This window comes from Variovorax sp. RKNM96 (assembly GCF_017161115.1).
GTDB lineage: Bacteria > Pseudomonadota > Gammaproteobacteria > Burkholderiales > Burkholderiaceae_C > Variovorax.
The window spans coordinates 2,543,929-2,569,901 of sequence record NZ_CP046508.1 but is presented as its reverse complement, the minus strand read 5'-3'; the positions used below and the strand labels follow the sequence as shown (position 1 = coordinate 2,569,901).

Sequence of the window (25,973 nt, the reverse complement as noted above, 5' to 3'; positions counted from 1 at the left end):
ACCCAGGTCAAGCGCCAACCCCCACCCCCATGGCTAGCATCGAAGACAACACGAGGAGACACCGTGGAACTCGAGATACCGGAAATGCTGGCCGCTGTACTGCAGGGTCAGGTCGGCGCGCAGTCGCCGCTTGGCCTGCAGTTGGGTGGGTATGGCGCCGGCAGCGGCGTGCGCATCGTGTCCAGCCAGCATTTCGACGGCGACTCGCTCAACCTGCTCTTCCAGCTGGGCATGGGCGCCGGTGCGCGCGACCTGGTGTTCCAGCTGCTCGCGCTGGACAACCTCAACGGGGAACCGCTCGCGCGGCCGATCCCGAGCCTGGAGCTGATGGTCCCGGCGCTGATCGAGTGGCTGCGCCGCGACCTTATCGACGGCTGGCTCTACCAGCGCGGCAAGGACGGCGCGTTGCTGCCCTGGCTGGTGCACACGGTGCGCCTCGTGAAACCGACGGACGGCGAGGCCTACGTGCTGGTGGGCCTCCTGGCCAACACGCTGCAGGCCGCCGGCCGCGAGCCGCCCACCGAGCCGCGGCTGCGCTTCTCGGGCATGACCTGGGGCCTGAGCTTCTACGCTGAAGACCTGCCCGGCCGCACGCTGGCCGGCCTCTTCGCCGACCACGGCTTTCACAAGGAGTGCGCCGAGTTCAAGCGCGAATACGACAAGCAGGTCGCGTGCTTCACCAGGCTGCAGCCGCAGTTCGGTGCCCAGTTCACCGTCGACGGCTGCGTCTGGACGGCGGGCGAAGGCCCGCGGGCCGGCATGTCGTGCCACCGGCTGCCCGATGGCGCGACGGTGCGCTGCGTGAACGACGAAGAGCTGCTGCGGCGCCGCTTCGACCTGGCCGCCGATCCGCACTACTGGCGCGAGAGCGGCGTTGCCAGCGGGTTCGACCGCATTCCGCAGCACTGCTACCTGCACCTCTTCCATCTCGACTGGCATCGCAACGTCTGGGTGCATGCGCAGCATGTGCAGGCGTACACGTACCAGCCCAACCTGCGCGAGCGGCTGGTGCTGCCGCAGGCGCACCGCGACCTGATCGACATCCTCACGGCCGACCGCAGCTTCCTCGTGGAAGACGTGGTGCCCGGCAAGTCGGGCGGCACCACCATCCTGTGCAAGGGCGCGCCGGGCCTGGGCAAGACGCTCACGGCCGAGGTCTATGCCGAGGTGGTCGGCAAGCCGCTGTACCGCGTGCATTCGGGCCAGCTCGGCGTGACGGCCAACTCGGTCGAGGCCAGCCTCACCAAGATCCTGCAGCGCGCCGCGCGCTGGGACTGCGTGCTGCTGCTGGACGAGGCCGATGTGTACATCCGCCGGCGCGACAACGACCTGCAGCACAACGCCATCGTGGCCGAGTTCCTGCGCACGCTCGAATACTTCAGCGGCCTGCTCTTCATGACCACCAACCGCGACGGCGACATCGACGAGGCGATCCTCTCGCGCTGCATCGCGGTCATCGACTACCAGCCGCCGGGGCCGGACGATGCGCGACGCCTCTGGTCCACGCTGTCGGCGCAGCTGGGTGTCGAGCTGCCGGGCACGGTGATCGACAGGCTGGTGGCGGACTACGCCGGGGCGAGCGGGCGCGACATCAAGGAACTGCTCAAGCTCACCAGCAAGTACTGCCGCCGCAAGGAGCTGCCGCTGTCGACGCAGGCGTTCGCGCAGTGCGCGGTGTTCCGCGGCATTGCCTGCGCTTCGCAGACCGGCGCACGGACGAGGAACGACGAATGATCGATGCCAGCCTGCTCGGTGGCGCGCTCACCGGCCGCCTGGCCTTCCGGCCGGGCGCCCTGCCCGCCTCCGCGCCGCTGCCGCCGGGGCGCCATGGCCTTGCGTTCGCCGAAGGGCGCGAGGCGGTGCTCGTGGTGCCCGAGGGCCTGCCCGTCGATGCGCCGCTGCCGCTGCTGGTGATGTTCCACGGCGCGGGCGGCGAGGCCAACCGGGTGCTGCCGCATCTCGTGGCGCATGCGCGGGCGCGAAAGTTTCTTCTGCTCGCGCCGCAGTCGATGTATCCGACGTGGGACATCGTGGTCGGCGGGCACGGGCCCGACCTGGAGCGGCTCGACGGTGCGCTCTCGACGGTGGCCGGGCGCTTTCGCATCGACCCCACGCGCCTCGCTTTCGCGGGCTTCTCCGATGGCGGCAGCTACGCCCTCTCGCTCGGCGTGACCAACGGCGATGTGGCGAGCCATGTGATCGGGTTGTCGGCGGGCTTCATGAACGCGTTCACGCAGACGGGCAAGCCACGGGTGTTTCTGGCGCACGGCCGCTCCGACAGCCAGTTGCCCATCGAGACCAGCGCCCATCCGCATGCGCGGCGGCTGCTGGAGAGCGGGCACGACCTGACGCTTCAGCCCTTCGACGGCGACCACGTCATCGTGCCGTGGGTGGTTGGGCGCGCGGTGGAGTTCTTCATGGGGCCGCAGGAGCCGTAGCACCCGCCTGCCCCTGGCGCAGCACCTCGCGCAGCCGCTGGTGTGCATCGCCATCCCACACGACGGGCTGCTGGTTTTTCGCACGCAGGTAGTGGTGCGTGAACACCGCCAGGTAGGCCTCCAGCGTTTGCTCGGCGAAGTGTTCGCCTGCCAGGCTCATGCACAGGGCGGCCACCTCACTGGTGCAGAAGTGGTCGCCGCGGCCGGAACGGCGCAGCTTGTACTGGGATATCTGCTCGGGCTCCAGGCTCAGCACCGGCAGCGCGTCGAGGTACGGGCTTCTGCTGAACATCTTGCGAGCCTCGCCCCAGGTGCCGTCCAGCAGGATGAAGAGTGGGCGTTTCGCAGGAACACTGTGCAGCGGCTCGAACGACGACGGCACGGTACGGACCACACGTTCGGGCGCCGCATATTGCCCGGGAAACACCACATAGGGTTGCCACTGCGGGTCGGCCAACAAGGCCAGGAGCGCGGGATCGGTCTCTGTGCGCGCCCAACCGAAGGCGAAGGTATCGGCCACCACATCGGCGATCAACCAGCCTGTGTTGGTCGGCTTGAGTGGTTCGATGTCGGCCATGAGCAGGCACACGCCCGCGCGCGTGGGCACGGACGGGCGCAAGGCGCACATGCAATGGCTGGGCACCAGCCGGCAGCCCGCGCAGCGCTCGCGCTTGAAGCCGCCGCGTGCGAGAAAGGGCTTGGCACTTCGCGCCAGGCGGGCGGCGCGAAGGAGAGAAACGGCGTGAGGCATGCAGGGATTCTCGACGGTGCCTGCAAGCCCCTCGGCGTTGTCGTCAGCGGGCCGGTTGCAAAACGATCTTGTACTGACCGGGTTTCCCGGCTTCGATCGTGACGTCCTGGTTGTCTTCTGCCGAATAGGGATTCGCCGCGCGCAGGCGAATCTGCGATCCGCTGAACACCTCGCGCCGATCATCCAGCCTGACGGATGAGAAGCCGTTGGACAGCTCCTTCACCAGCACCCTCGCAGCCAGCCGTCGCTCTTCGCGCTCGCCGATGCTGATCCACTCGAGCCAGAGCTTCGAGTGCACATGCTCGAAGCCCTCGTGGACGATGATCACGCGAAGCGCACCGCCCGTCCTGGCCGTGTTCCAGTCGCCGCCAGTTGCCACGGTGCTCACCTGCGGCGGCACGACGGCCCCGTCGGCGCGGGCATGCACCGCCATTGCGCTCGCGATCGCCAAGCCGGCGACGAGCATCCGTGGAAACGACTTCATGGTCTTCATCCTCGCTTCTGGGTTGAGGCGGTGCGGGCAACTGCTCGGACTGTATCTGTCCGCAGTGCCGATGCCCAGCGAGTGATGTTGAGAAGCTCATTTGCTCACGACGAGCGGCTTCCCCTTCTCCACCAGATAGGTCGCGAGCTCCGCCGCATTGCCGCCGCCGACGTTCTTTGCCGAGTGGACCGCGCCCGCCGGAATGAACAGCGAGTCGCCGACCTTGAGCGTGATCGGCGGTTTGCCCTCGAACTGGTATTGCACCGTGCCTTCGAGCACATAGGCGATCTCCTCGCCCGGATGCGAGTGAAAGCCGAAGGCCGCGCCCTGCGCGAAATCGACGCGCACCTGGATGACCTCGCGGCCAGGATCGGCCAGGTCGTGCTTCAGCGATTGGGTGCGACCGATGCCCGGGGGCTGCTGAGCGAATGAGAAATGCGGGGCCAGGGCGCTGCCGGCGACGAGCAGCATTGCTGCCATCGTTCGGATCTTTGTTGTCTTCGTCATGAGAACTTTCAGGATGTGTGTGGATGACGAAGGCGATTCTTGGGGCGAGGCACCACGCTTGCCGCGCGATCGGTATGCCTTTGTATCCGGGCCCGTTTTCACGACAATAAATTTCACTGAAGCCACTCGACTGCTTCGTGAGCAACGCTTTGGCCTCTTGTTGCAGGCGAAGTACGCGCCTAGCATTCAGCCCATTCGCAACCATGAGCTTTCCAGGAGAGACCATGCAGCTTCACACCGCACGCATCTTTGTCCGATACCTTGCCGATGCCTCCCGCTTCTATGAAGATGTACTCGGCCTGCCGCTGAAGGCCGACGGGCGCGAACAGGGCTTTTGCGTGTTTGATGCAGGACCGATGAGTTTGGTGGTCGAGAGTGTCAAAGAGGATGCGCCTGCAGAAGACCGGGTATTGGTCGGACGCTTTACGGGACTGTCTTTCGATGTGGCAGACATCCAGTCGAAGTATCGGGAGCTTTCATCGCTCGGCGTTGCCTTCAGTGGGCTTCCCGAGCGGCAGCAATGGGGCGGTGTTCTTGCAACGCTTCGCGATCCCTCGGGCAATGAGCTTCAGCTGGTGGAGCAGCCTCGGGGATAGATCGTGGTGGATCAGCGCCGTTCTGTGCGATCTTGCCCTTTGGATGAAACATGGAAGAAGAAGAAGAAGATCTCCTCGAGAAGATCGACTGGGCGACGCTCATCAATGACGTGCAAGATCTGATGCAGACGAAGTTGGGGCTGCGCTGAGCCGACGTTCGAGCACCACTGACCCCTGAACCTTTTGAAGAACATGTCTCTGCGCTCCATCTTCTCGAAATTCGACCGGAAACCGCCTTCGGTGCCGTCGACACCATCGACGGTCCACACAACGTCCGACTGCAAGCGCCACAACCATCCTGAGTTTCAGATTCGCGTCTCGAACAACAGCGCCGTGCCGGTTGAAGACATCTCCTTGCTCCTGCGGTTCTTCGAGCAACGGGTCGCCCAAGGCGAGAAGTTCCGAAGCGGCGAAAGCCTGCAGGTCGGCTGGATGTTCACGATGCTCGAAGACGCACCGGAAGGGTTCCTGCGCGTTCTGGAGCCCGACATGAAGTCCGTTCCGGTCAAGTTTGTCGATTCGGTCGATGCCACGCTGATGCATCTGCGAAATCAGCAAGACGTTGTCAGGAGCCTCACGCCGTCGATAGCGTCAGACTTTCCGTCGCTTCGTCAAAGCGCTGTCGTGCATGTGAATTACAAGGAAGCAAGCCGAATCCTCCTCACTCGAAGCGCCGCCGTCGACGGGACGGACTCCGGTTGGTGGCTCTCGGACCTGGACGACGAGGCGGGCTCCCAGGACCCGGCTCGCTTTGTTAAGACCTCTCTCTATCAACTCGGCATCGACCGGCCGGACCTGGTCAAGTTCTTCGCTGTGCCGGCGGAATTGCAGGTCGTCGTGAACGGCGCCCGCATCGGCGTGCTTGGGGCGGATGGCGAGGTGCTGCAAATTCCAGGCTCGTACCTGAGCGAGTTGAACAAGCTCCGGCAACAGCGCGCGGCCTCAATAGGCTGAGGCCGGCTAGTGGCCAATTCCGGACGTTGAGAGGCAATGCAGAATGCGACCGATTGGAAGGCCAATATTTGGAGGAAAAAAAGATGTCGAGAGCTTTGTGCAGAACCATGGTGGTGGTGGCGGCGACGAGCGTCGTCGTCATGAGTTCAGCCACTGCGCAAACCAACGAGCCGCCCCCTGTATTCACCCGCGCGCGTCTCGCGTCCTCGTACGAAGAACCTGGCGGAAAGCTCTACGTGCGCTTGAAGCTACTGCCCAGGTCCAAGCTTCCCTTCGCAACGCAGACATTCAGGCTGCCCGACCGCTCGCTGTTGGCTGATATTCCTGATGGCTCCTGGGTCAAGTTCACCTCGAAGCACATCGATGGTGAGAACACTTTGATGTCAATCCACACCGTCGCGGAGTGCAAGCGCTTTCAGCCGTGCGACTGAAGTCGGCTGAGAAAGATATCCAATGTCTATGCTCAAAACACTTGCCGGACTCAAGATTGGCCGGTCGGCCTTTGTGCGGGGCCTTCTCATATGTGTCGTCCTTTCTCCACTTGTGGCCATGCCCCAAAACTCAAATCTCCCCAGTGTTTTGACTCGCGTCGAAGATGGTTGGGTGGATGTAAGTCTGGCGATCTTGGAGCATCAATCGGTTGAGCATGAGGGAGTGAAGGTTGGTGATGCACTCGTCATAGGCGGAACCTGGGATGGTGAGACAGTTCGAATGAACGTTGGGATTCCATCGGATTGGGAGGAGGCAAAAATGACTCCACCACCTCCCATGAAATCTTGGTCGACGCTTATCTCATTTCTTCGTGCCGGGACTTCCTCCGACCGTTTCGTCAGGGCCTTGGCAAGGCAGTACCAAATTCCGGATGAGGGCCTGCAAGCAAAGCAGGAAGTTGTGTTCGATGCGCTTTCGCTATTCGAAGATCCTCGCCCTATTGGAGCCAAACCTGTCCGGCTCAAGTTGTTCCTGACGCAAGGCGGTCGACTGTCGCGCGGAGAGGTGTATCTGACGATTGATTTGCAGAACAAGCTTGTCAAGCTGCATGAGAAAGATCCCGAGTACCGGATGTCAATCATCGAAGCGCTCTCTGACCGACCATAGTTCCGAGATGCAGGTTGCGCCCTGCGTTGAAAGCTCTTATTGAAAGCACGAACATGTGGCCCTTTATCCGACGGACGCCAGTCACGCTTTATTTAGGAACTGTCAGCGCAGGGCGCGGCAGGGGCTTTCTCAAGCTTCTTGAGGCAGATTCGAGTGAGGCACTCAGCACAGTTCTTCTGGGCGAGTTGGAAAGCGTACTTGCGCTACCCCCTGCCAGCGCCGCTCGCGGCACGAATGCGCTCAGAGTCGATGTTGCGCTGGAGGCCTTTCGCAAGGGAGGTTGGGACCAGTTGTCGTTGGGGTTTGTGGATATCCCCCTCATATGGCGACCTGCGGTAACTGTTAGCGCTCGAGTGTCTTCTCTGACAACAACGAAATCGCAGGCGAAATTCCGAGTAACCGAGCGAATGTCGTGGAGAAGTTCTCTTTCGTCGTTGTTGCCTTGGAAGGTCCAACTGGGCATCGCCAGTCCTGCCAGCCGCGTTCAGCTCGAAGAGCTTGCGCGCGCAGCAGGAGAGCGCTTGAGGAAGAAGGTTCAAGCGCTCGTGTAGTTGGCACTGAGCAGCGACACTTCGTCTGCTGCTGGCAGATATTCGCATCGAAAATCGGACCGGCTGCAGTCGGCCACAACCAGTCGTTCGTTGCACAAGCACAATGAGGCCATAAGCGGCCATTCGTTGGTGCCAACAGATCTCTACATTCGGGCCATTTCGCCGATGGTGACCTTCGAATCTTTTTTCTTAGTCTCCGGAAACCAGCATGAGCGTCTCTGATGATCTTCGTTTTTCGATGAGTCTCGATCAAAAGCGCAAAACCCTGAGCCAAGTTGAGATCGTTAACGCTCACATTACGAGCTTCGATGTTGGATCCAATCTCAAGGCTGATGAAGAGATCCGGATCGAGGATGTGATCTTCTCGCGTTGCCAGATCGGCCCAGGTCGGTTCGAGATCGGTGCCGGAGTTTCACTAAGTCGCGTGGTGTTTGACAACGTGAGCTCCCCAGACTCTTTGGTCATCAGTTCGGACGCACTCCTCGACCGTGTCGTCCTGAGAGGAAAACCGAAGAACGGTGGCCTTTGGCTGAGACCGGACGAAGTGTTTGATGCGATTCGCTCCGAGCAGTACCGGAAGACTGCAGCCAATCACGCGATGAAGACACAACTCATGCTCGATATTGCAGACTACGAAGCCGACCATATTGAGGTACTTGGAATACCGATCGAGAAAGTGAAATTTGATGAGTCGAAGCATGTCGTTGTCCGCAAGGAAATGGGTGACGGTGTGGACTGGGCCACGCTGGGCATTCCGCCCAGCAGCTTTTGGCGAATCTGCCTGCTTCGACTACACACTTTCGAGGTCGATGTTGGGATATTTGGACTGCCCCTGGGAGTCGTGCAGCGTCAGGATGCCGTCGAAGAGATAAGGAGATTGCGGGCGGTAAAAAACTCGCCAACGTAGTCGTTGACGTTCTTGAATGCCAAGGGCGCTCACAAGCATCCGCGTCAAGCACTCGGCATTGGACTGCGAGAAGCTACAGTCGGCCAGTAGCGGCCGGTCGCTATCGACTCTCAATCGTGCCGGTGAACACCCGCCTAGACCTTGCCCTCCTACCTTCATTCAAGAAAATGCATTGGATTCTTCACCGCGACGTTTCTGGCAATGTCCCATATCCAGAATGCAGGCTAGTGAACTCCCGAGCAGTCCTGAATTTTCACTACAGGGGAGGTGTCAGCCTCGCAAGTCAGTACCCGAACCTCGAATTCGAAGTATCCGATTCACCTGATGCGCCTCGAGGTCTCGTTGATTTCATGGGGTCGATCCATATCGACATCGTTTCTCGTAGGCTTGCCGCCGCTCTTCAACTGGTCGGTGCGGAAATCGAGTTGTTCCCGGTCGCAATGTCCTACAACGGTCGCAGGTTGGACGGGCAGCACTTTTTTGCTTTGAACTCTCTGATGCGTCCTCGAGCGCTCGACCTTAAAAAATCCGACGTTGACCTCGATGAAGAGCTTGGAGACGTTCTTGTCGCTCGAAAGGTTGTGCTCGATGAGACAGCAATTGCAAATTTGAGCTGGCTCGTCGTGGATGAACTCCACAGGTTGGCTGTGAGTTCCAAGGTTATCGATGCAATCCGCCTTTCGGGATGCACTGGCTGTGCATTCTCAGAGCCAGGGTCGATCCGCTTTTGAAAAGACTGTGCAGCCCTCTAACTACGGCTGTCGGCCAGGACCAGTCGTTCGTTGCACAAGCACAATGTGGCCATAAGAGACCCTTCATCAAGGACGCTTGATTTTCTGTATGAAGCGCAGTTTCGACTGTGAGGCAACTCCACATGAATGTGAAAGCGTTGATCCTGATCGGAGTGCTCTGCTCTAATGCAGATGCGAGAAGCATCAAGCATTTGGAGAATTTGATGCTCACGTTTCCGCCAAGCTCTTCCGTCGTTGCTGCATCAAGCGTGCGGAGCCTCTCGCAGGCTATTGATCGTGCGGCACAAAAATGCCCAACTTGGGGTATCGAGGTGATTGCCCTTGAAGCTGTTATCGATCCTATGCATCGCATGATCGCGATGGACCGCAATGCATCCTTGCGCACCGCGTTGGTCCAGCTAGGTGCGCCGCCTGGGCGGATTTATGGTGAGACTTTTGATGCGCGACGTCCACCGTCCTACGTGCGAGATCAGGTGCCGACGAACGCAGTCCAAGTTCAGTTGGTTTGTACTCCCGGGTAGCCTCCGAACCGCCGCATCCGGCCAGAGCCGGTCCTTCGACTATTACCTCTGGCACGGAGAGACGCCTCATGAAAGCCATCGCTGTTGAAATCTCCCAAGTGGTTGACGACAGCGGGTTTCCGGTTTTCGTGGAATGCCTCTTGATCGATGCGATGAGTCAGATTCACCGCTTCGTAGAGAAGGAGCCCGTCGTGAGCGCGACTGCGATCGACATCGAGTCGCTTCCCGCGCTTGGCGTTATCGCTTGTGAAGTCGAGTCAGAGTGGCTTGATTCGGAGGGTCGCTTGGTGGTCCGTGCTGCGACGACGCGACCCTGGGGAGTCGAGTCCACCGCAGGTAGCAGCAGTTTCGTTGTGCTTGCTGAGCAACTGCGAGAGATTTAGGCGTCAGACAGAATTCGGCCGCAACCAGACTTTGATCCTGAAAGTGCAATTCGCGCGATTGCGGACCCTCAGCGAAATCATCAAATCGATCAGGACCTCACCCCATGCTACCCAAGACGCACGCTGTCTCGGCGATCAAAAATTGGACGGTCATGCTTGCCGCCACATTTCTCTCGATCGAGGCGTTTGCGGACTTTGATTCATCTGTGCTGGCAGCGTCGGATTCTGCAAAGATTGCTTGGCATCAAGTCGCCGCTCCCAGCGGAAATGTCTTGCTGATGCGCAATGACGAAGGCACTTGTGCGATTCGATTCACCTCTTTTCAGGCAACTGGTGGTTCCACGCCTCCCACAACGTTCAGCTCCGGCGATAAGACATATACGGCAGACTACGAATGGAGCTTTGCTGTTAAGCAGTCCAGCACTGGCGTCCAGTATGGAAGTGGTCGTGCCACTAAGGGGGCACTTTGGGGGATCGGGCGTTCGGCATTTGGTGGTGGCGACCCTTATATTCGGTGCGGACCGATGAAGGCGCTTTGGCTGCCTCGTGCATCGATTTCTTTTTCGGACAAAGTGACCTGTAAGGCCGCCGTTTATCAGCTTGCACCGACGCGATGGAAGAGTCTTTCACAGGTGAGGCTTGATGACCTCGAGATGAAGTGGTTCGAATGCGATGAAAACAGAAAGCTATTCTACATTCCAGAGCGTGACCTTTGATCTGTTATTTTTAACCCCATTTATTGGGAATAAATTCAGGGCAATAACTTATTAATGCAAATATCTCGTTTACCACTTCAGTCGCTTTCTTAAAGTTTTTTGGCTCAGCAAGCACCGTGAATTCTTGATTTGCAAACAGCTTATAGCCAATTATTTTTACGAAGACGCCATCGGCCTCAAAGGCAATCAAATAATATTCCCCCAGGTCATTTTTCTCCACCACTGGCTCGGGTGATTGGAATTTTTTGGAAATTATTCTGACATCGCCCGCGAAATGCGCAGCCTCTCGCCAATTTAGCTTAGGAAGGGTCGAAGGATTTGAAATCCAGGAGAAATTCTTAATGTTCATAATTTGCCTTCTAAAAGCGCGCCCACTACTAGGATAGCTGCACGATCACTTCAGTGAACACTCTTGAATTACCAACATGGCAAGAGGCGCAGATCCGGGCTGAAGTAAGCCGGAGTCGGACAGGGTGTTATGAGTGACTGCTCTGGAGCAATGCGTATAGCCGCTTAGGGCCCAAATCGGACCTAAGACTTTCTCAATAGAAGACGTTCCACGATGCGACCTAATCCAGCTTCAGCGCCAGTCGATTGCCTCGCTCCAAAGCCAGTGCCTCGGGGGCTTTGTCGCACCACCTTTGATGCAACTGTGAATACGTGGAATGCCAAGCTGGATTCGGAAGTTGTTCCAAAAGGTCGAGGAGCTTCTCGACGCTTGAGATGCCATCGAGCCTTGCCAGTTCGTACGACCGGAGAGCCTCTATAACGTGCGTCATGCTTTCGGCCGCGCTGTCAGGCGTGGCCATGTTCCAAATTCGTCCGTTGGATATTCGGAAGCCATGCGGGTCCATGTAGCCATTGACTGGCCCGAAGGGCAACGATGCACAAAGGACCACGCAAGCTCTCTTGCTTCCTCCCGCGCCGTTGGCATCAACCCAGAGCTGCTGAAACACATCGCTTCTCTGGCGCACGAACTTGCGAAGAGTCACCTTCTGGAAGCCTTCGCTCTTCAAGAACGGCCAGAGAGTCGTTGTAATGGCGCGGGTGAGTGCGTCTGCCATTTCAGGTTTCTGTGTCAGTCGCCGAGGCGTTGCGAAAGTCAGCTTCTGGCCGACTGTAGCCTCACGCTGGCGGGCCCGTGAGAGTGGGAGGAGCTACGAGCGCCAAGTGCCTTCACCCGCATGCAGCAGCACAAAGGAATGGGGATGGACCAAGAAGCCGTACAGTTTTCCTCCCCCCGAGAGCGGCTCCGGCGTCTTGTCGGCTGTGTAGTAGCTGACCACCAGGACCGTATCTGTATCGGCGAGCGCAGATTGCAGCGCAACGCGCTCTTCGTCTGTCAGGCGTGCACGCTCAATGAGGCTTTTTTGAGAGCTGAAGATATCGCTCTCACAGTACACGTGAGCCGAAGCCTCTGCCCAAAGCGGGTGTTCCGAGACAACGCTTCTCGCTCTGTCTGCGTCAGATGGGCTCACCTCTAGGCTCATGTCCGCTCCTTCGATTGAATGTCCGCTCTTGGCCGACTGTAGCCGGTCGCTGGCTCGGAGCTCTGAGCCCGAAGCAGCCAGTCACGCATGCCGAAAGCGGCCACTCAACACCCAATTTGAACCGCATCACGAAGCACCATCTCGGATCGGTTGCTAGCCGTGTGGACTGCCTGTTCGCTCGTAATTTTCAATGTAGTGCTCAGTAGGCATGGCGGTTCCGGTAGCAATGAGCTGGCCAGTTCGCTTTTCAACAAGGATCGGGGCATTGCCTGCGACTGCGTAACGTCCGTCACGCGTCTCGTGCCATTTTTTAGAGGTGTAGAAAAACACCCAGCCCCAAGGCTTTTCAAGAGTTTGTTCATCAAGAAGAATGAACTCGTCATCATCTGGGAGCAAGTCTCCCCTCCCGCAAACAGAATCAGCAACCAGTTGTCGGGCTTTCTCTTTCGTGATCATGCTATTGGACACCCGTCATTTGGATAGTCTGCTTCTGGCCGACTGTAGTCGGCCTTCAATCAGCCTGTTGCGCTCTTTCAAGCAGAGTGCGAATGCCTCGGCCAGCGAATTCTTCTACGAACGCAAAGAAGTCAGACGCAACGCATCGGCCGTCGGCACCCGGACCAAGCACGAAGACGCTGCCCCGAGTCGCGTCGATGGCACAGGACAAATAGAACTGAAGGTCCATGCCATCGTCGGAAATGGGAACCCAGCCGGCGGCTACACCCGATGGGAGCTGCTGCAAAAGCGGCCGGATGTCGCTCCAGGTCGGGGCCTCGTCGTCCACGACAGCAGCCACCAGTCCGAAGATTTCATGGCCCGGCATCAGTGAGGCGCCGTACTGCAAGAGAAAAGCTCGGTACTCGGGTGGGAAAGACAGACCGTGCCGTCGCTCAACGCTCGAGATCAACTCCTCCGGTGCGGGGCCCGAACGCTCGCCTTGCTCAAGCAGCGCGATAACGTGCGGCGGAATGGAGGTGGTCATCTGAGGGTCGTGCTGCAATGTCCGGTTCTGGCCGACTGGCGTCGAAGCACCGCCCGTGGTGCAGGGCCCAAAAAGGCTCTCGCTTTTCGACTCTACCCGACCCAAATCGAAATTACTGTCTCGTCATCTTGTGCTTCCTCCAACGCTCGAGTGACAAGCAGCGATCGAGATAGCGCGTGACTCTTTTCTGCGTCGGTCGCTCCTAAGCCAGCCCAATCGCGCATCGCTGCCAGTTCAACCAGGACTTCGGGGATATCGGATTGATGAATCTTCACTCCGGTTGAAAACAGACCTAGCCAGCGTGATCCAAGAAATTCAATCGCAGGCTCCCACACGCGAGCAAAAAACTCCTCCGTCGCCACTGGAAACGATGAGTTCACTTCAGGAGAGCCTTTACGCCGTACGACCACCAGGACAGACACGAACCCTCCTTAAGTGATATCTAAGCACGTCTACCATCGTTAATTCGAGACCTAGCGGGAGGCGCCATGTCCACCTCTGGGCCGCATTCTTCCGGCATGGCGAAGGACCGGTTATGGCCGATCTCAGTCCGTCAGCATTCTCCGCGCTGAACCGCGAGCGCAATGCCATACGCTGCCCGCTCTGCCTGGCCCTTGCCAGGGTAGTCGTCCGGAACCACCTCAATAGCTTCGACTTCGAGGCTGCCACCGGTCTCTGCATTCGCTCGTGCCACGCCCGCTAGGACCTCCGACACATGTTCGGCCAAGTCGAACTTGATAGTGCTGTCCTTGTTCAGCGATACCAAGCGAGTCACCGTCGGACCAGATGCCGGAGTTTTCCCGAAGCCAATCGAAACTAGCACGGCAGTTGGGCCTGTTATGCGCCGAGCACGGTAAAAAACGACCCGGTGGACTTGCATTGGCGTTTTGATATGGATGTCACGTTCTGGCCGCATGCAGCAACGGTTCAAAGATACTTGGCCTCCTTCAAGTATTTCACGAGATACCCGTCCAAATTCTCATCGCTAAGCCCTTGCAATCTCCCCGGACCCTTCCAATGCCAGACGAGTGGGGCCGCATGGCTATCAAGACTAACGAATTCGTTTCTCAATAAGTTCGACAAATCAGAGTTCGTCAAAGAGGGATTTTCATAAATCAAGTTACGAAATACCGCGCTCGGAGAGATTCCGTTCAGGATGTCATTTTTCATCTTATCGCCCAACGTCAATTTGTCTCCTCTAGCCGTCAATCTTGTGGGTCGCAATGCGAACTGAGTCTGCCCGTTGAACGACCGCATTTGGCCGGGTTCGGTCGGACGCGATCACCGCACATAGGCCTAGAGCAGACATCAGAGGTTTACGACTTTCCCTCAGCCCTCACGATCGCGACTAGCTCTCGGAATCGCTCATTGTCGTACTCCACGCCATCCAAGAAATTTCGACCTTCCTCCCACGTGAGTCGATCTACAAGCTTGTCGTCATTGGCACTACCGAGGTAGATCACAGGCGGAAAATGGGAGGCCGGGGCTGCATTTTCGAAGGCACGCGTTCGCAGGAAGAATTCGTACCACTGGCTGTCGTCGGAGTAGAAGCAGAAACTGTACGAGCCGCCATCGCGACAGATGTCGGCGCCAATAATCCGGGAAATCGGAGTCGTCATTTAGTGTCCACTTCTGGCCCGAATTCTGCCTCAGCACCGAGCGTCTGGTTCTGGCCGAATTTGGCCCCACGCTGCGACCGGCTAGTTGTGGCCGTTCGCAGCCAATAAACCAAGCGCTCATTTCCGCCTCCGAACCAGCGCATGAACCACCATGGCGATACCAACAAGCACAAGAGGCAATCCTCCGGCCCACGATTCGTATCCGGCCGGAAGCAGCATCTTGAACATGTCGTCTATCCAGCAGGTGCCGCGGCACATACGACCTTCGGTCAGCATGAGAGCCCCACCGATCAGCACGCCCGCCGCACCAATGGCAATTTCACCTTTCACTGGAAGGCTCCGCGATCGACAGCCCATGGACGAAGGTTTCTCTGTTGCAGCGCGCTCACTTGCGAAGGCACCTCTAAGCCCGAAACCAAACCTTGAGCGTCACATACATCGCATAGCCAAGCGCGAGCACGACCCACGCCAGGAAGAACATGTTGGCCCAATACTCGCCAGCATTTGCCGCCAGGGTATAGACCTGCCCCGTGCAAGCCTTGCCGATGCACGGCACCTCGGCTCGAAGCAGCGCGCGCAGCAAGGCGAACAAGAGGCAGCACCCCAGGACAGCGGTCACGAGAAATCCCACCGGACCCACGAATCCTTCGGTGCGTTCGCCGCGCTCATCGCGATACCCCTTCCGGAGCAAGTTCTGCCCGAACCTGTACCAGGCGAATCCGAGCAGGAGCATCAGCAGGTAGTAGATGGCGGTCAGCATGTCGTCGAGTCGTTGTGCTGCGAATCACGTTGCTCGTACCACTGCAGCAGCGAATCCATCACCGGGCACAGCGTCTTCCCCCACGCACTGATCCGATAGTCGACCCGCAATGGAAACCCCGGATAGGCCGTTCGCAAGACGATGCCTTCCTTCTCCATGCCCTTGAGCTGCTGCGTGAGCATCTTCTTCGTCACGCCGGGCAGCAACCTTTCCAGGTCGGAGAAGCGCCGCACCTGCCCGTCGAAAAGCTGGAAGAGGATGGCCAGCTTCCACCGCCCCTCGAGCAGTTTGAAGGTTGCCTCGACGTCGGAGGCGGCCGACATCGCCGTGTATTGTTTTCGCTGGGACATTGAGGTTACTTTTTTGTGCCTTATTGCGCATTGAAAAGTGTTGCACGACGATCATGCCCCGGGCAAGCACCACCAATGCGACACGCAGATCGCGATCGATGCCGCGCCCATCATTCGATTTGAAAGAACATGCAGTGATGAATGAATACCGCCACGTCGGCTTCACCCCCATGAACAGCGAATGCGGTCGGGCCTTGAAAGCCACGGCAATGGAGTTGCCATCGTGAGCGCACCCGCGTTCTCATCGGACCCCACGGACTTCAAGGGGCGCACCATCCTCGTGACGGGTGGCACGATGGGTGCAGGCGAAGCCATCGTTCGTCGCTTCGCAGCAGCCGGCGGCGCCGTCGTGACGACGGCCCGGTCCGAACCCAGGCAGGCATTGCCCGCCACATTCTTCGCGGCGGACCTGAGCACGCATGAAGGGGTTGCCAGTCTCGTCCAGGCGCTCACAAGGCAGTTCAGCCAGATCGATGTCATCGTCCACAACGTAGGTGGCTCCAGTGCGCCGGGTGGCGGCTTCGCGGCTTCGGGCGAGGACGCCTGGCAAGCGGCACTGAATCTCAACCTCATGGCAGCCGTGCGTCTCGACAGGGCACTCGTTCCGGCAATGGTGGAGCGCGGACGGGGCATCGTCCTGCATATGACGAGCATTCAGAGGAAGCTGCCCCTGCACGAGTCGACGATCGCCTATGCGGCAGCCAAGGCGGCGTTGTCGAACTATTCCAAGTCCCTCTCGAAGGAGCTGGGGCCCAAGGGAATTCGGGTCAATGCGATTGCGCCGGGGTGGATCAACACCACCGCATCGCAGGCGATGGTGACGCGCCTGGCGCAATCGGGCAAAACGGATGAGGCCACGGCAAGACAAGGAATCCTCGATGCACTGGGCGGCATCCCTATTGGTCGCCCTGCGTGGCCCGAGGAGGTTGCCGAACTGGTCGCCTTTCTGGCATCGGATCGCGCGGCTTCGATCCACGGCGCGGAATACGTGATCGACGGCGGTACCGTGCCGGTCGTGTGAAGTCCGGCGGCTAGACCAGCCGCAACTCCCGCGGCGCCACACCTTCGAACACCCGCCCGAGCTGCGCGGGCGACAGCCCATACATCCGCCTGAACAATCCACCGAATACCGCCCGGTACTCATTGAGCACCGGGTAGTCCCGGTTCTGGAACAGCGTGGCTTGCGTCAGCACCTGCTGCTCGCCGACGATGCGCCCGCCCGCCTCGGCCGAGAGGCCGCCGCCGAGCACCCAGTACACGGTCCCGTGCCCATGGTCGGTGCCGCGGTTGCCGTTCTCGCGAAAGGTGCGGCCGAACTCGCTGATGACGACCACCACGGTCTGGCGCCAGGCGTCTTCGCCCATCTCTTCCGCGAAGCCGGCCACGCCGCGCCCCAGTTCTTCAAAACGATTGGCGAGGTAGCCGGTGGCAGCGCCCTGCCCCACGTGCGTGTCCCAGCCGCCCACGTCGACAAAGCCGAGGTCGAAGCGGTCGCGCATCAACACGGCCATGCGGCGCGCGACGAGCTCGAAGCCCTTGGCGCTCATCGCGTTACGGCTGGCCGCGTCCATCTCAGCCTGCACCGCGCGCATGACTTCGTCGCGCACCTGGAAGCCCTCGGTCACCCGCTGCGCGAGCGGCGTGCTGCGGTACATCGACGCGATGATCTGGCTCTGCCGCGCGTCGATGCCCGAACGCGCATTGCCCGCGAGCGCCATGTTCGCGGCCTTGGCATCGCCGCGCAGCGCGATGGGCAACTGGTCGGTGAAGGCGATGGGCGACACGTCGGTGATGGGCCCGCCGCCGAGCACGCCCGCCAGGCGATTGAGAAAACCCGAGCGGTAGTCGCGGCGCTTGTCGAGCGCCTGGCCGAGCTCGATCGAGTCCTGCGTCTCGAAATGGCTGCGCGTGAGGTCGTCGGTGCCCGCGAAGGCGATGAAAGACGCCTGCTTCTGCTGGAAGAGCGGCATCACGCTTTGCGCGAGTGCAGGATGCAGGCCCCAGTTGCTGTCGAGCGGCAGCGCGCCGTTGGGCTGGCCCGGCCGCGCGATGGCGATGTTGGGGCGCGAGGCGTAGTAGAAATCGCTGGCGGTCGGCACCAGCAGGTTCGCGCAGTCGTAGGCGCCGCGCAAGAACACGACGAGCAGCTTGGCGCCTTCGGCAGCGGGCGCGGCGATCAGCTGGCCGGCAGCGCCCGCGAGCGGTGCGGCGGCAAGGAGCTTCAACAGTTCTCGGCGTTGCATGGTGTTGTCCTTTCTGCTCATCGGCGCATCAGCTCTGGCGATGCGAGCAGGAAGGTGTTCCATTCCTGCGGGTTCTTCGCCTGCGCAAGCGCCTCGCGCGTGTCGGCGCTCAGGCCGAGCTGCATCGCCCGGACCGTGTTCGACTCGGCCAGTGGTGGAAACGCGGGCTTCTCCAGCGGCGCCTTGTCGTCCGCACGGAACAGCACCGCGCCGTTCGCCCCGATGGCCCGCGCGATCTCGAAGCGCGTGTTCATCTGCCCCGCGCTCGCCCACGCGGCCTCGTTGAGCGGATAGCCATCGGGCGTCTCGTGCCCATACAGCGGCTCGCCCATGCGGTTGATCCAGTTCAGCATCGGGTTCACGTTGAGCGCCACGCGGTCGTCGTACGCAAGCCGCACGCCGGCCATCACGTAGTGCACGGGGTCTCGGAACTTGCGGCCGAGCGAGGCGGCGAATTCGGGCGATTCGAACAGCGCCTTCAACGTCGTCGCGATGTCGCCGTCGCTGCGCGTGAAGGCTGCGGCCATGCGATCGACGAGTGCGGGTGGCGGCTCGTCGGCGACGAAGTACACGGCGAGCTTGCGCGAGATGAAGCGCGCGGTGGCCGGCGCGCGTACCAGGCGGTCGAGCGCCTCGTCGGCTTCGGCGAGGCCGCGTGCCTGGATGGGCTGGCCCAGCAGCGTCTTCGGGCCGTAGTCGTGCCGATTGGGATTGAATTCGAAGAGCCCCTGGCGCACATAGTCCGCGCGCACCGCGGGCCGGACATTCGGCACTGCATCGGCCGGCTGCGCGCTCACGCCCACGCCGGTGAGCACGCGCGCCAGCTCCTGCACATCGGCCTGCGAGTAGCCGCCGCCCACGCCCAGCGTGTGCAGCTCCATCAGTTCGCGTGCGTAGTTCTCGTTGATGCGGTTGGCGGCGTTCTGCGCGTTGTCCAGGTAGCGCAGCATCGCGGGGTGGTGCAGCGTGGCGCCGAGCAGGTCGCGGAACCTGCCGAGCGCATGCGGGCGGATCGCGTTCTCTTCGTAGTCGCCGACGAGCGCGCGGATGTTGTCCTTGCGCAGGTTCACGTTGAAGTGGTTCATCCAGAACCAGGTCATCTGCTCCTGCAGCTGGTTGGGCGAGTACAGCGCGCGCAGCACAAAGCGTTGCTGCGCCTCGCGGGCGAGCCGGGTCAGCTCCTGCTGGTAGGCCTGGCGCGCGGCCTTCTTCTGGTCTTCGTCGGGCAGCGCGTCGGCCGCCTTGCGCTGGGCGTCGAGGCCGATGACGAGCTGGTCCAGCGGTGTGCGCGAGATCGTCATCGCGTCGATCTGCGCCTGCGCGGCCGGAGGCAAGGGTTGCGGCTGCGGCTTCAGTTGCCGCCCCATCCATCGCGCAAGACCGGTCTTCGCCAGCTCGGCCTGGCTGCTCGCATTCGCGCCCCAGGTCACGCGATCGAGCCATTGCAACTGCGCGGCCGGACTATCGGCCGCTGTGCTGGACACAGACAGCGGGGGCGCATCGGATCGCAACGATCCCGTCGTGCAAGCCGCCAGGGCCATGGCGGCCGACACCATGCAGAGACGGCCAAGATGCAGCATGGGACTCATCATGAACCGATCAACCCGCACCGGGTCGATGCGGTTGACGGCCCCTGCCCGCTCCTCAGGTAAAGCTGGCGGTCAGCTTCGTTTCAAGCCGAAACGAAAGGTGCCATGTCAGGCGCTGACAACCGAACTCGGCGCCGCACCCGCAATCTGCTTCAACGCCCGCTCGAACACCTCGACCGGCTGGCCGCCGGAGATCAGGTGCTGGTCGTTGATGATGATCGCGGGCACCGAGTGGATGCCGGCATCGGTGTACATGCGTTCGCGCTCGCGGGTCTCGGCGGCGTATTCGTCGCTGTCCAATATCTCGCGGGCCCGCGCCGCATCGAGCCCCGCCTCGGTCGCCGCGCGCACCAGCACCTCGGGGTCCGAGGGGTTCTGGCTGTCGGTGAAATAGGCCTGGAGCAGCAGCTTCTTGAGCGCCGCCTGCTTGGCCGGGCTCTCGAGTTCGGCCCAGTGCAGCAGCCGGTGTGCATTGAAGGTGTTGTAGACCCGGGGCCGGCCCTCGGCGCTGAACTCGAAGCCGACGGCCGCGCCGCGCTGGCGGATCATCTCGCGGGACTGGGCCTGCTGCTCGCGTGAAGAACCGTATTTCTGGTTCAGGTGCTCGAAGGTGTCCTGCCCTTCGGGCGGCATCTGCGGGTTCAGCTCGAAGGGCTGGAAGTGCAGTTCCGCTGTGACCTCCGGTGCCACCCTCTTGAGCGCCGCCTCGAGCGAACTCAGGCCAACGGCGCACCAGGGGCAAGACACATCGGAGACGAAATCGATCTTGAGGTGGGATGAAGAGGTGGTCATGGGCGCCATTCTTCACGGCCCCACAACCCTTGGTGCCCGCAAGGTTTTCAGGCCACGGCCTTGGCCAGCCGGGCGTCTGACAGCGTCTGCTCGCGCAGGCGGTCGTATTCGGCCTTGTCCACGGGCACGGCGTTGGGGTCGCCCAGGTCGCGCATGTGGATGCGGTAGGTCTCTCGTGCGCTCATGGCCGCGAGCGCAGCGAGGATGGTCACCGTGAAAGTGATCGCCCCCACGGTCAGCCACACATTGGTCGAGCCCGGAGGCGCCACGGCGGCGAACAGCGCGGGCAGCAGCGCGGTGAAGGTGGTGCCGATGTTCTGCGAGATGGCCATGGCCGACACGCGGTTGCGGGTGCGGAAGAGCTCGGGATAGAAGCTCGGGAAGGTCGCGTTGTAGCCCTGGTACACGATGCCCCACATCAGGAGCGACATGCAGATCGCGAGCGGCACGTTCTTGATGCTGATGGCATACAGGTACACGAACGACAGCAGCCCCGAGGCCAGCGCGCCGACGACGATCGGGGGCTTGCGGCCGATGCGGTCCGACAGGTTGCCCACGAACGGAATCACCAGCACCGCGAGGATGTTGCCCAGCACCGGAATCCACAGGTACACGTCTTTCTGGAAGCCGATGCCGTAGGCCGCCTGCACCGCATAGGCCGCGCCGAACACGGTGGCCACCACCGGAATCACGTTCATCAGCGCCATGCAGACCACGCGCAGCATGTCGGCCCAGCTGTCGGTGAAGGCCTGCACGATCGGCGACTTCGCGACTTCGCCCTTCTTGTCCACTTCGGCAAAGGCGGGCGTCTCGTCGACCTCGCGGCGGATGATGTAGCCGGCCACGATCACGAGGAAGCTCAGCAGGAACGGAATGCGCCAGCCCCACGAGTTGAAGGCGTCTTCGGGCATGTAGTGCGCGAGCGGCAGGAACACGGCGGCCGCCAGGATCTGGCCGGCCTGCACGCCCTGCAGCGTGAAGCTCGCGAAGAAGCCGCGGCGCCCGAACGGCGCGTGCTCCAGGATCATCGAGCTCGCGCCCGAGATCTCGCCGGCCACTGCAAAGCCTTGCACCAGGCGCAGGATCACCAGCAGCACCGGGGCCAGCAGGCCGACCTGGTCATAGGTCGGCAACAGGCCCACGGCCACGGTGGAGAAGCCCATCAGGAACATGCACAGCACCAGCACTTGCTTGCGGCCGTGCGTGTCGCCCCAGTGGCCTAGCACGAAGGCGCCGATGGGCCGTGCCACGTAGCCCACGCCGTAGGTCGCGAGCGACGCGACGATCGCGGTCGTCGGGTCGCCCTTCGGAAAGAAGATCTGCGGAAAGATCAGCGCCGCGGCGGTGGCGTAGATGAAGAAGTCGTAGTACTCCAGCGCCGAGCCGATCCAGCCGCTGGCCGCGGCTTTCTTCGACTGGTGCCTGCCTTGCGGCTCTTTGGCTGATGTGTTGGCCATGTGTTGTCTCCAGTGATGATTCAAGTGACGAATACGGGAAAAAATCAGTCCTGCGCTTGCGAAGCCATGCGCGCGGGTGCATTGAGGGCACCGTAGGCGTCGTAGTCGCCCATGCGCTGCGCGACCTCGAAGAAGAGCCCGCCCTCGAAGCTCTCGGTGTAGATGTGCAGGTAGTCGCCGGCCGGCGAGCGGTCGAACAGCACGCCCGCCGCGCGCATGCGTGCGAGCAGCTCGGGTGCGAGGTCGATGCGCGTGGCGAGGTCGTCGTAGTAGTTGTCCGAGATCGGCACGAAGCGTGTGCCATTGGCGCGCAGCTTCGCGGCCGTTTCGAAGATGTCGTCGCAGTTCAGTGCGATGTGATGCACCGCGCCGCCGCCGGTCACGCTGAGCGTGCGCGCGGTGCGGGTGCGCTGGCTCAGCGACACGTTGAGCACCAGGCGCACGCTGCGCGCCGCATTGGCAACGCCGCGGCTGCGGATCAGGCCGAAGGGGTCGGCGAGTTCCAGGCTCTCGCCGGGTTCGAGGCCAAGCACGGCGCGGGTGAAGAGCACCCAGGTGTCGAGCTGGTCGAGCGCGAGGCCGAGGGCGACGTGGTCGATCTGATTCAGGCCCGCGTCGTTGACTTCGGGCGCATCGTCTTCGAGGATGAAGTCGGCTTCGTACAGGCCGTTCGCGCCCAGCGACTCCGCCACGAAATGAATCAGGTTGCCGCCCGGCGCAACGACGGCCGGCACGCGCAGCTCGTTCGGGCCGACCGGGCTGTCGTGCCGCTTGGAACGCATCGCGGTCGCGCGCCCCACCGCAGCGAGCGGATCGGCGCAGCGCACGCCCAGCGCGCACACCGAGGTGCCGTGCGCCTCGAAGCGGCCGCGCGCAAAGGAGTCGGGCTGCGCATTCACGATGAAGTTGATCTCGCCCTGCCGGTACAGCGTCACGGCCTTGGAGCGATGCTTGCCGATGCGGCGAAAACCGAGTTGCCCCACGAGCGTATCGAGCGTGAGCGCCGAGGTCTCATCCGCCGCGAACTCGATGAACGACAGGCCCGAGAGCGCGGCCACCGGCGGTGGATTGAACAACTCCACGCGCTGCGGCTGCACGACATCCAGCCGCTGCCGCGCTTCGCTTTCGAGGTACAGCAGCGAACGCATCGCATCGACCGCCGTGCGACGGTTCGGCGTCTCGCGAAAGATGTCGTTGAAGATCTCCAGCGACAGCGGCCCGGTGTAGCCCGCGCGCAGCACCTGCGCAAAGAAGCCGATCACGTCGAAATCGCCCTGCCCCGGAAACGAGCGATGGTGCCTCGCCCACTGCAGCACGTCCATCGCGAGCAGCGGCGCATCGGCCATCTGCAAAAAGAAGATCTTCTCGCCCGGAATGTCGGCGATGCCCGAGGGATCGTCCTTCAGCGACAGCGTGTGGAAGCTGTCGAGGATGAGCCCGAGGTGCGCATGGTCCGCCTGCTTCACGATGTTCCAGGCCTGGCTGTAGAGCGAGGTGTGCCGGCCCCAGGCCAGCGCCTCGAAGCCCACGCGCAGGTTGCGGCGCGCGGCGCGCTCGGCCAGCTCATGCAGTTGCGCGGCGGCGAGCGCCGGATCGTTGGCGCACAGCGGCGAGGTGTTCGAACAGCACAGCACCATCGGCGCGCCCATCGCCTGCATCAGGTCGAACTTGCGTTCGGCGCGCTCCAGGCTGCGCAGGAACTGCACCTGGGGCATGCCTTCGAAATCGCGGAACGGCTGGTAGAGGTCGATCGACAGGCCCAGGTCGGCCACGATGCCGCGCAGTTCGGTGGCGGTGCCCTTGAAGTTGATGAAGTCGGCCTCGAACAACTCGATGCCGTCGAATCCGGCGGCCGCGATGGCTTCGAGCTTCTGGCGAAGGGTGCCGCTGAGCGAGACCGTGGCGATGGAGCGATGCATGGGGGTGGACTTTAGGAACCCGGGCCTCGCGCCACAACCAATTCGGGCACCGAATGGGCGATTAACGAACGCACTCGTTCATTAATCGCACGAAATACGGGATACACCTAGGTCCGAGGCGCCTTCCCCGACGCTCAAAGACTGCGCCAGAAATCGATCAGCAGCTGTTCGAATTCGATGGGCCGCTCCACGGCGCTCAGGTGGGCGGCGTCGATGGTGGCCAGTCGCGCCCCAGGGATGGCCGCGGCCATGGCTTCCGACATCGCCATCGGCGTGGCCTCGTCCTGCAGGCCGCCGATCACCAGCGTGGGCACGGCGATGCGATGGTTGCTGTCGCGGAAATCGATGGCGGCGACCGCGTTGCAGCTCTCGATGTAGCCCTGCGCGTCCGTCGCGACCAGCACGTCGTGCAGCGCCTTCGCTGCGGCGGCGCCTTCGTAGGTCGCGGCATAGGCCGGCGTGAGCCAGCGCGAGACAGCGCCCGATGCGATGGCTTCAACGCCCTTGGCAGCCACCGTCTCGGCCCGCGCGCGCCACGGCGCCTGGTCGGGGTAGTGGGCGGACGAATTCGCGATCACCACCGTCTTGAGCAGCTCGGGGTGCCGCACCGCCAGCGCCTGCGCGGTCATGCCACCCATCGAGAGGCCGACGAAGTGCACCGGCTCGCCCCCGGTCTCGCGCTGGATCAGTTCGGCCACGTCCTGCGCGAGCGTCTCGACGCGCAGCGCGCCCGGCACCACCTCGGAGGCGCCGTGGTTGCGGTGGTCATAGCGGATCACCGTGTGAGCTTGCGCGAGCTGCGCGGCCACGCCGTCCCACATGCGCAGGCTGCAGCCCAGCGCATGGCTGAGCACGACGAAGGGGCCTTCGCCTTCGCGAACGACATTCAGGCGGGGGTCATGGTGTGGTTTCCTTTTTACGGGTGCTTGGGATGTTGAAGACGCGGGAGCCAGAGAAAGGCAATGGCCAGCAGCACGGCACCGGCCACCAGCATCGGCACGACCATGGGCCAGGCGCCATGGGAGTAATCGGTATCGACAAACAGCGCGGCGACCTGTCCCACGCAGAACGCAACCATCATCATGCCGAAGCCGGACCACGACACGGCACGCCCCGCAAGGTGCGGCAGGTCGCCCACGGCGCCCGCTTGCCCGCAGGGCTGGTGGATGCCGTGGCCGAGGCAGTACACCGCATGGCCCACGAGCAGCGGCACCGCGCTCAGCGGCATGAGCCAGCAGCCCAGCGCCTGGATCACCGCGCCCGTCATGCTCAGCGAGGCGCCGAGCCGCACGGTGCGCACCGGCCCGTAGCGGCGCAGCAGGCTGCGGCACATGGTGGTGCTGAAGATGTAGACCAGCGAGCCGCCGGCCGGGATCCACCCGTACCACGCGGGCGACCAGCCGAGGTAGCCGATGTAGACCATCGGCGACAGCAGCAGGAAGCAGAAGAGCCCGCCATAGGTCGTCGCCGCCACCGAGGCCCAGGCACGGAACGAGCGGCTTGCGAACACCGTGCGCGTGCTGCCGCGCGGCGCGGACGACTCACCGGTCAGCGGCTTGCGCGTCTCGCCGAACGAGCGCCAGCACATCGCGAACAGCAGCGAGGCATACACCGCCATCGCCACCATCACCCAACGCCAGCCCGCGCCCTGCACGAGCCACGCGCCGAGCAGCGGCGCGATCAGCCCGACCACGCCCAGCCCCGTGAGGCCGCGCGCCATCACATGCGGGCCTTCGTGCGCGGGATAGAGATCGCGCACCGCCGCGCGCGAACACACGAGGATCGCGGCCATCGAAAAACCCTGCAGCGTGCGCCAGCCCGCGAGCAGCGCCACGCTGCCCGCGAACGCACCGCCGAGCGCGGCGATCGCGTAGCAGGCGAGCCCCGCGAGCAGCACGGGCCGGCGGCCGAAGCGGTCGGCGAGCGGGCCGCACAGCAACTGCGCAAAGCCGAAGGCCAGCACGAACAGCGTGAGGCTGGTGCTGGCCGAGCCGAGCTCCTTCGCGATGGCGGGCAACGCCGGCAGATAGCTGTCGGTGGCGACAGGCTGCGCTGCCAGGAGCAGCGGCAGCATCAAGGTGAAGCTGACGTCGAGGCGGCCCTTCGGGGCGACC

At 62.1% G+C, this 25,973-nt stretch carries 32 protein-coding genes; 12 read left to right on the top strand and 20 right to left on the bottom strand.

Annotated features, from left to right (window positions below; genetic code table 11):
- Positions 1–63 precede the first annotated feature (63 nt).
- Together GNX71_RS11835 and GNX71_RS11830 are read left to right on the top strand one after the other, a co-directional pair.
- Positions 64–1,734 carry an ATP-binding protein gene (locus tag GNX71_RS11835; RefSeq protein WP_206178484.1) on the top strand — a complete coding sequence of 557 codons (1,671 nt, stop codon included), beginning with the start codon at positions 64–66 and terminating at the stop codon, positions 1,732–1,734.
- Entirely contained in the window at positions 1,731–2,438 is a 708-nt protein-coding gene (locus tag GNX71_RS11830) for an esterase (RefSeq protein ID WP_206178483.1), read from the top strand. The genes GNX71_RS11835 and GNX71_RS11830 overlap by 4 nt, the downstream gene beginning before the upstream one ends.
- On the opposite strand, the gene GNX71_RS11825 is transcribed toward GNX71_RS11830, so the two are convergent.
- The 3 genes from GNX71_RS11825 to GNX71_RS11815 all read right to left on the bottom strand — a co-directional run bounded on the left by GNX71_RS11825 (position 2,416) and on the right by GNX71_RS11815 (position 4,144).
- A complete protein-coding gene (locus GNX71_RS11825; protein ID WP_206178482.1) occupies positions 2,416–3,189 on the bottom strand; it encodes a tRNA-uridine aminocarboxypropyltransferase in 774 nt (257 codons plus the stop codon). The genes GNX71_RS11830 and GNX71_RS11825 overlap by 23 nt on opposite strands.
- A gap of 43 nt (positions 3,190–3,232) precedes the next feature.
- Positions 3,233–3,682: a hypothetical protein gene (locus GNX71_RS11820; protein WP_206178481.1), complete on the bottom strand. Its 450-nt coding sequence runs from the start codon at positions 3,680–3,682 to the stop codon at positions 3,233–3,235.
- Positions 3,683–3,769: 87 nt separating this feature from the next.
- Entirely contained in the window at positions 3,770–4,144 is a 375-nt protein-coding gene (locus tag GNX71_RS11815) for a cupin domain-containing protein (RefSeq protein WP_241027238.1), read from the bottom strand.
- A 260-nt stretch (positions 4,145–4,404) separates the two neighbouring features.
- On the opposite strand from GNX71_RS11815, the gene GNX71_RS11810 reads away from it, so the two are divergent.
- From GNX71_RS11810 to GNX71_RS11770, 9 genes are all read left to right on the top strand, one after another.
- Positions 4,405–4,776 (top strand): VOC family protein, encoded by a 372-nt coding sequence (locus GNX71_RS11810; RefSeq protein WP_206178479.1) that lies wholly within the window; start codon positions 4,405–4,407, stop codon positions 4,774–4,776.
- A 192-nt stretch (positions 4,777–4,968) separates the two neighbouring features.
- The gene (locus GNX71_RS11805; RefSeq protein WP_206178478.1) at positions 4,969–5,730 is read left to right on the top strand and encodes a hypothetical protein; all 762 of its coding nucleotides are present in this window, start codon (positions 4,969–4,971) and stop codon (positions 5,728–5,730) included.
- 83 nt (positions 5,731–5,813) lie between these two features.
- Positions 5,814–6,161, top strand: a complete 348-nt coding sequence (locus GNX71_RS11800; RefSeq protein WP_241027237.1) for a hypothetical protein — start codon at positions 5,814–5,816, stop codon at positions 6,159–6,161.
- Positions 6,162–6,183: 22 nt separating this feature from the next.
- On the top strand, positions 6,184–6,828 hold the full coding sequence (locus GNX71_RS11795; RefSeq protein ID WP_206178477.1) for a hypothetical protein: 645 nt from the start codon (positions 6,184–6,186) through the stop codon (positions 6,826–6,828).
- 759 nt (positions 6,829–7,587) lie between these two features.
- Positions 7,588–8,286: a hypothetical protein gene (locus GNX71_RS11790; RefSeq protein ID WP_206178476.1), complete on the top strand. Its 699-nt coding sequence runs from the start codon at positions 7,588–7,590 to the stop codon at positions 8,284–8,286.
- 227 nt (positions 8,287–8,513) lie between these two features.
- Positions 8,514–9,017 carry a hypothetical protein gene (locus GNX71_RS11785; RefSeq protein ID WP_206178475.1) on the top strand — a complete coding sequence of 168 codons (504 nt, stop codon included), beginning with the start codon at positions 8,514–8,516 and terminating at the stop codon, positions 9,015–9,017.
- Positions 9,018–9,160: 143 nt separating this feature from the next.
- Positions 9,161–9,559, top strand: a complete 399-nt coding sequence (locus tag GNX71_RS11780; RefSeq protein WP_206178474.1) for a hypothetical protein — start codon at positions 9,161–9,163, stop codon at positions 9,557–9,559.
- A gap of 68 nt (positions 9,560–9,627) precedes the next feature.
- Entirely contained in the window at positions 9,628–9,942 is a 315-nt protein-coding gene (locus GNX71_RS11775; RefSeq protein WP_206178473.1) for a hypothetical protein, read from the top strand.
- Positions 9,943–10,046: 104 nt separating this feature from the next.
- Positions 10,047–10,658 (top strand): hypothetical protein, encoded by a 612-nt coding sequence (locus GNX71_RS11770; protein ID WP_206178472.1) that lies wholly within the window; start codon positions 10,047–10,049, stop codon positions 10,656–10,658.
- Positions 10,659–10,668: 10 nt separating this feature from the next.
- Here GNX71_RS11770 and GNX71_RS11765 read toward each other — a convergent pair whose 3' ends face one another.
- From GNX71_RS11765 to GNX71_RS11720, 10 genes are all read right to left on the bottom strand, one after another.
- On the bottom strand, positions 10,669–11,007 hold the full coding sequence (locus tag GNX71_RS11765) for a hypothetical protein (protein WP_206178471.1): 339 nt from the start codon (positions 11,005–11,007) through the stop codon (positions 10,669–10,671).
- Positions 11,008–11,227: 220 nt separating this feature from the next.
- Positions 11,228–11,722 carry a hypothetical protein gene (locus tag GNX71_RS11760; RefSeq protein WP_206178470.1) on the bottom strand — a complete coding sequence of 165 codons (495 nt, stop codon included), beginning with the start codon at positions 11,720–11,722 and terminating at the stop codon, positions 11,228–11,230.
- Positions 11,723–11,815: 93 nt separating this feature from the next.
- Positions 11,816–12,148 (bottom strand): hypothetical protein, encoded by a 333-nt coding sequence (locus GNX71_RS11755; protein ID WP_206178469.1) that lies wholly within the window; start codon positions 12,146–12,148, stop codon positions 11,816–11,818.
- A gap of 153 nt (positions 12,149–12,301) precedes the next feature.
- On the bottom strand, positions 12,302–12,604 hold the full coding sequence (locus GNX71_RS11750) for a YrhB domain-containing protein (protein WP_206178468.1): 303 nt from the start codon (positions 12,602–12,604) through the stop codon (positions 12,302–12,304).
- Positions 12,605–12,659: 55 nt separating this feature from the next.
- A complete protein-coding gene (locus GNX71_RS11745) occupies positions 12,660–13,130 on the bottom strand; it encodes an SMI1/KNR4 family protein (RefSeq protein ID WP_206178467.1) in 471 nt (156 codons plus the stop codon).
- Between the two features lie 92 nt (positions 13,131–13,222).
- Positions 13,223–13,552 (bottom strand): hypothetical protein, encoded by a 330-nt coding sequence (locus tag GNX71_RS11740; protein ID WP_206178466.1) that lies wholly within the window; start codon positions 13,550–13,552, stop codon positions 13,223–13,225.
- An 894-nt stretch (positions 13,553–14,446) separates the two neighbouring features.
- Positions 14,447–14,749: a hypothetical protein gene (locus GNX71_RS11735; protein ID WP_206178465.1), complete on the bottom strand. Its 303-nt coding sequence runs from the start codon at positions 14,747–14,749 to the stop codon at positions 14,447–14,449.
- Positions 14,750–14,866: 117 nt separating this feature from the next.
- Entirely contained in the window at positions 14,867–15,079 is a 213-nt protein-coding gene (locus GNX71_RS11730) for a hypothetical protein (RefSeq protein ID WP_206178464.1), read from the bottom strand.
- A gap of 73 nt (positions 15,080–15,152) precedes the next feature.
- A complete protein-coding gene (locus GNX71_RS11725; RefSeq protein WP_206178463.1) occupies positions 15,153–15,509 on the bottom strand; it encodes a hypothetical protein in 357 nt (118 codons plus the stop codon).
- Entirely contained in the window at positions 15,503–15,859 is a 357-nt protein-coding gene (locus GNX71_RS11720) for a helix-turn-helix domain-containing protein (protein ID WP_206178462.1), read from the bottom strand. Before GNX71_RS11720 ends, GNX71_RS11725 begins: the two co-directional genes overlap by 7 nt.
- A 223-nt stretch (positions 15,860–16,082) precedes the next feature.
- Between GNX71_RS11720 and GNX71_RS11715 the strand changes: the two genes are divergently transcribed.
- A complete protein-coding gene (locus GNX71_RS11715; protein WP_277401890.1) occupies positions 16,083–16,880 on the top strand; it encodes an SDR family oxidoreductase in 798 nt (265 codons plus the stop codon).
- Positions 16,881–16,890: 10 nt separating this feature from the next.
- Here GNX71_RS11715 and GNX71_RS11710 read toward each other — a convergent pair whose 3' ends face one another.
- The 7 genes from GNX71_RS11710 to GNX71_RS11680 form a co-directional block, all read right to left on the bottom strand.
- The gene (locus tag GNX71_RS11710) at positions 16,891–18,102 is read right to left on the bottom strand and encodes a DUF1501 domain-containing protein (protein ID WP_206178460.1); all 1,212 of its coding nucleotides are present in this window, start codon (positions 18,100–18,102) and stop codon (positions 16,891–16,893) included.
- A gap of 17 nt (positions 18,103–18,119) precedes the next feature.
- A complete protein-coding gene (locus GNX71_RS11705; protein WP_241027236.1) occupies positions 18,120–19,682 on the bottom strand; it encodes a DUF1800 domain-containing protein in 1,563 nt (520 codons plus the stop codon).
- 117 nt (positions 19,683–19,799) lie between these two features.
- On the bottom strand, positions 19,800–20,492 hold the full coding sequence (locus GNX71_RS11700) for a DsbA family oxidoreductase (protein WP_206178459.1): 693 nt from the start codon (positions 20,490–20,492) through the stop codon (positions 19,800–19,802).
- Between the two features lie 38 nt (positions 20,493–20,530).
- Positions 20,531–21,940, bottom strand: coding sequence for an MFS transporter (locus tag GNX71_RS11695; RefSeq protein WP_206178458.1), 1,410 nt, complete (start codon positions 21,938–21,940; stop codon positions 20,531–20,533).
- Between the two features lie 44 nt (positions 21,941–21,984).
- The gene (locus GNX71_RS11690) at positions 21,985–23,859 is read right to left on the bottom strand and encodes a sugar phosphate isomerase/epimerase and 4-hydroxyphenylpyruvate domain-containing protein (RefSeq protein WP_206178457.1); all 1,875 of its coding nucleotides are present in this window, start codon (positions 23,857–23,859) and stop codon (positions 21,985–21,987) included.
- 134 nt (positions 23,860–23,993) lie between these two features.
- A complete protein-coding gene (locus GNX71_RS11685) occupies positions 23,994–24,713 on the bottom strand; it encodes an alpha/beta fold hydrolase (protein WP_241027235.1) in 720 nt (239 codons plus the stop codon).
- Positions 24,714–24,775: 62 nt separating this feature from the next.
- Complete coding sequence (locus GNX71_RS11680) at positions 24,776–25,933, bottom strand: multidrug effflux MFS transporter (RefSeq protein WP_206179426.1); 1,158 nt, start codon at positions 25,931–25,933, stop codon at positions 24,776–24,778.
- Positions 25,934–25,973 lie beyond the last annotated feature (40 nt).

What these genes read in the sequence shown, in the direction of transcription:
- GNX71_RS11830 (WP_206178483.1), top strand. Translation starts at nt 1,731, where the DNA reads ATGATCGATGCCAGCCTGCTCGGTGGCGCGCTCACCGGCCGCCTGGCC.
- GNX71_RS11825 (WP_206178482.1), bottom strand. Translation starts at nt 3,189, where the DNA reads ATGCCTCACGCCGTTTCTCTCCTTCGCGCCGCCCGCCTGGCGCGAAGT.
- GNX71_RS11820 (WP_206178481.1), bottom strand. Translation starts at nt 3,682, where the DNA reads ATGAAGACCATGAAGTCGTTTCCACGGATGCTCGTCGCCGGCTTGGCG.
- GNX71_RS11815 (WP_241027238.1), bottom strand. Translation starts at nt 4,144, where the DNA reads ATGCTGCTCGTCGCCGGCAGCGCCCTGGCCCCGCATTTCTCATTCGCT.
- GNX71_RS11810 (WP_206178479.1), top strand. Translation starts at nt 4,405, where the DNA reads ATGCAGCTTCACACCGCACGCATCTTTGTCCGATACCTTGCCGATGCC.
- GNX71_RS11805 (WP_206178478.1), top strand. Translation starts at nt 4,969, where the DNA reads ATGTCTCTGCGCTCCATCTTCTCGAAATTCGACCGGAAACCGCCTTCG.
- GNX71_RS11800 (WP_241027237.1), top strand. Translation starts at nt 5,814, where the DNA reads ATGTCGAGAGCTTTGTGCAGAACCATGGTGGTGGTGGCGGCGACGAGC.
- GNX71_RS11795 (WP_206178477.1), top strand. Translation starts at nt 6,184, where the DNA reads ATGTCTATGCTCAAAACACTTGCCGGACTCAAGATTGGCCGGTCGGCC.
- GNX71_RS11790 (WP_206178476.1), top strand. Translation starts at nt 7,588, where the DNA reads ATGAGCGTCTCTGATGATCTTCGTTTTTCGATGAGTCTCGATCAAAAG.
- GNX71_RS11780 (WP_206178474.1), top strand. Translation starts at nt 9,161, where the DNA reads ATGAATGTGAAAGCGTTGATCCTGATCGGAGTGCTCTGCTCTAATGCA.
- GNX71_RS11775 (WP_206178473.1), top strand. Translation starts at nt 9,628, where the DNA reads ATGAAAGCCATCGCTGTTGAAATCTCCCAAGTGGTTGACGACAGCGGG.
- GNX71_RS11770 (WP_206178472.1), top strand. Translation starts at nt 10,047, where the DNA reads ATGCTACCCAAGACGCACGCTGTCTCGGCGATCAAAAATTGGACGGTC.
- GNX71_RS11765 (WP_206178471.1), bottom strand. Translation starts at nt 11,007, where the DNA reads ATGAACATTAAGAATTTCTCCTGGATTTCAAATCCTTCGACCCTTCCT.
- GNX71_RS11760 (WP_206178470.1), bottom strand. Translation starts at nt 11,722, where the DNA reads ATGGCAGACGCACTCACCCGCGCCATTACAACGACTCTCTGGCCGTTC.
- GNX71_RS11755 (WP_206178469.1), bottom strand. Translation starts at nt 12,148, where the DNA reads ATGAGCCTAGAGGTGAGCCCATCTGACGCAGACAGAGCGAGAAGCGTT.
- GNX71_RS11750 (WP_206178468.1), bottom strand. Translation starts at nt 12,604, where the DNA reads ATGATCACGAAAGAGAAAGCCCGACAACTGGTTGCTGATTCTGTTTGC.
- GNX71_RS11745 (WP_206178467.1), bottom strand. Translation starts at nt 13,130, where the DNA reads ATGACCACCTCCATTCCGCCGCACGTTATCGCGCTGCTTGAGCAAGGC.
- GNX71_RS11735 (WP_206178465.1), bottom strand. Translation starts at nt 14,749, where the DNA reads ATGACGACTCCGATTTCCCGGATTATTGGCGCCGACATCTGTCGCGAT.
- GNX71_RS11725 (WP_206178463.1), bottom strand. Translation starts at nt 15,509, where the DNA reads ATGCTGACCGCCATCTACTACCTGCTGATGCTCCTGCTCGGATTCGCC.
- GNX71_RS11720 (WP_206178462.1), bottom strand. Translation starts at nt 15,859, where the DNA reads ATGTCCCAGCGAAAACAATACACGGCGATGTCGGCCGCCTCCGACGTC.
- GNX71_RS11710 (WP_206178460.1), bottom strand. Translation starts at nt 18,102, where the DNA reads ATGCAACGCCGAGAACTGTTGAAGCTCCTTGCCGCCGCACCGCTCGCG.
- GNX71_RS11705 (WP_241027236.1), bottom strand. Translation starts at nt 19,682, where the DNA reads ATGCTGCATCTTGGCCGTCTCTGCATGGTGTCGGCCGCCATGGCCCTG.
- GNX71_RS11700 (WP_206178459.1), bottom strand. Translation starts at nt 20,492, where the DNA reads ATGGCGCCCATGACCACCTCTTCATCCCACCTCAAGATCGATTTCGTC.
- GNX71_RS11695 (WP_206178458.1), bottom strand. Translation starts at nt 21,940, where the DNA reads ATGGCCAACACATCAGCCAAAGAGCCGCAAGGCAGGCACCAGTCGAAG.
- GNX71_RS11690 (WP_206178457.1), bottom strand. Translation starts at nt 23,859, where the DNA reads ATGCATCGCTCCATCGCCACGGTCTCGCTCAGCGGCACCCTTCGCCAG.
- GNX71_RS11680 (WP_206179426.1), bottom strand. Translation starts at nt 25,933, where the DNA reads ATGCTGCCGCTGCTCCTGGCAGCGCAGCCTGTCGCCACCGACAGCTAT.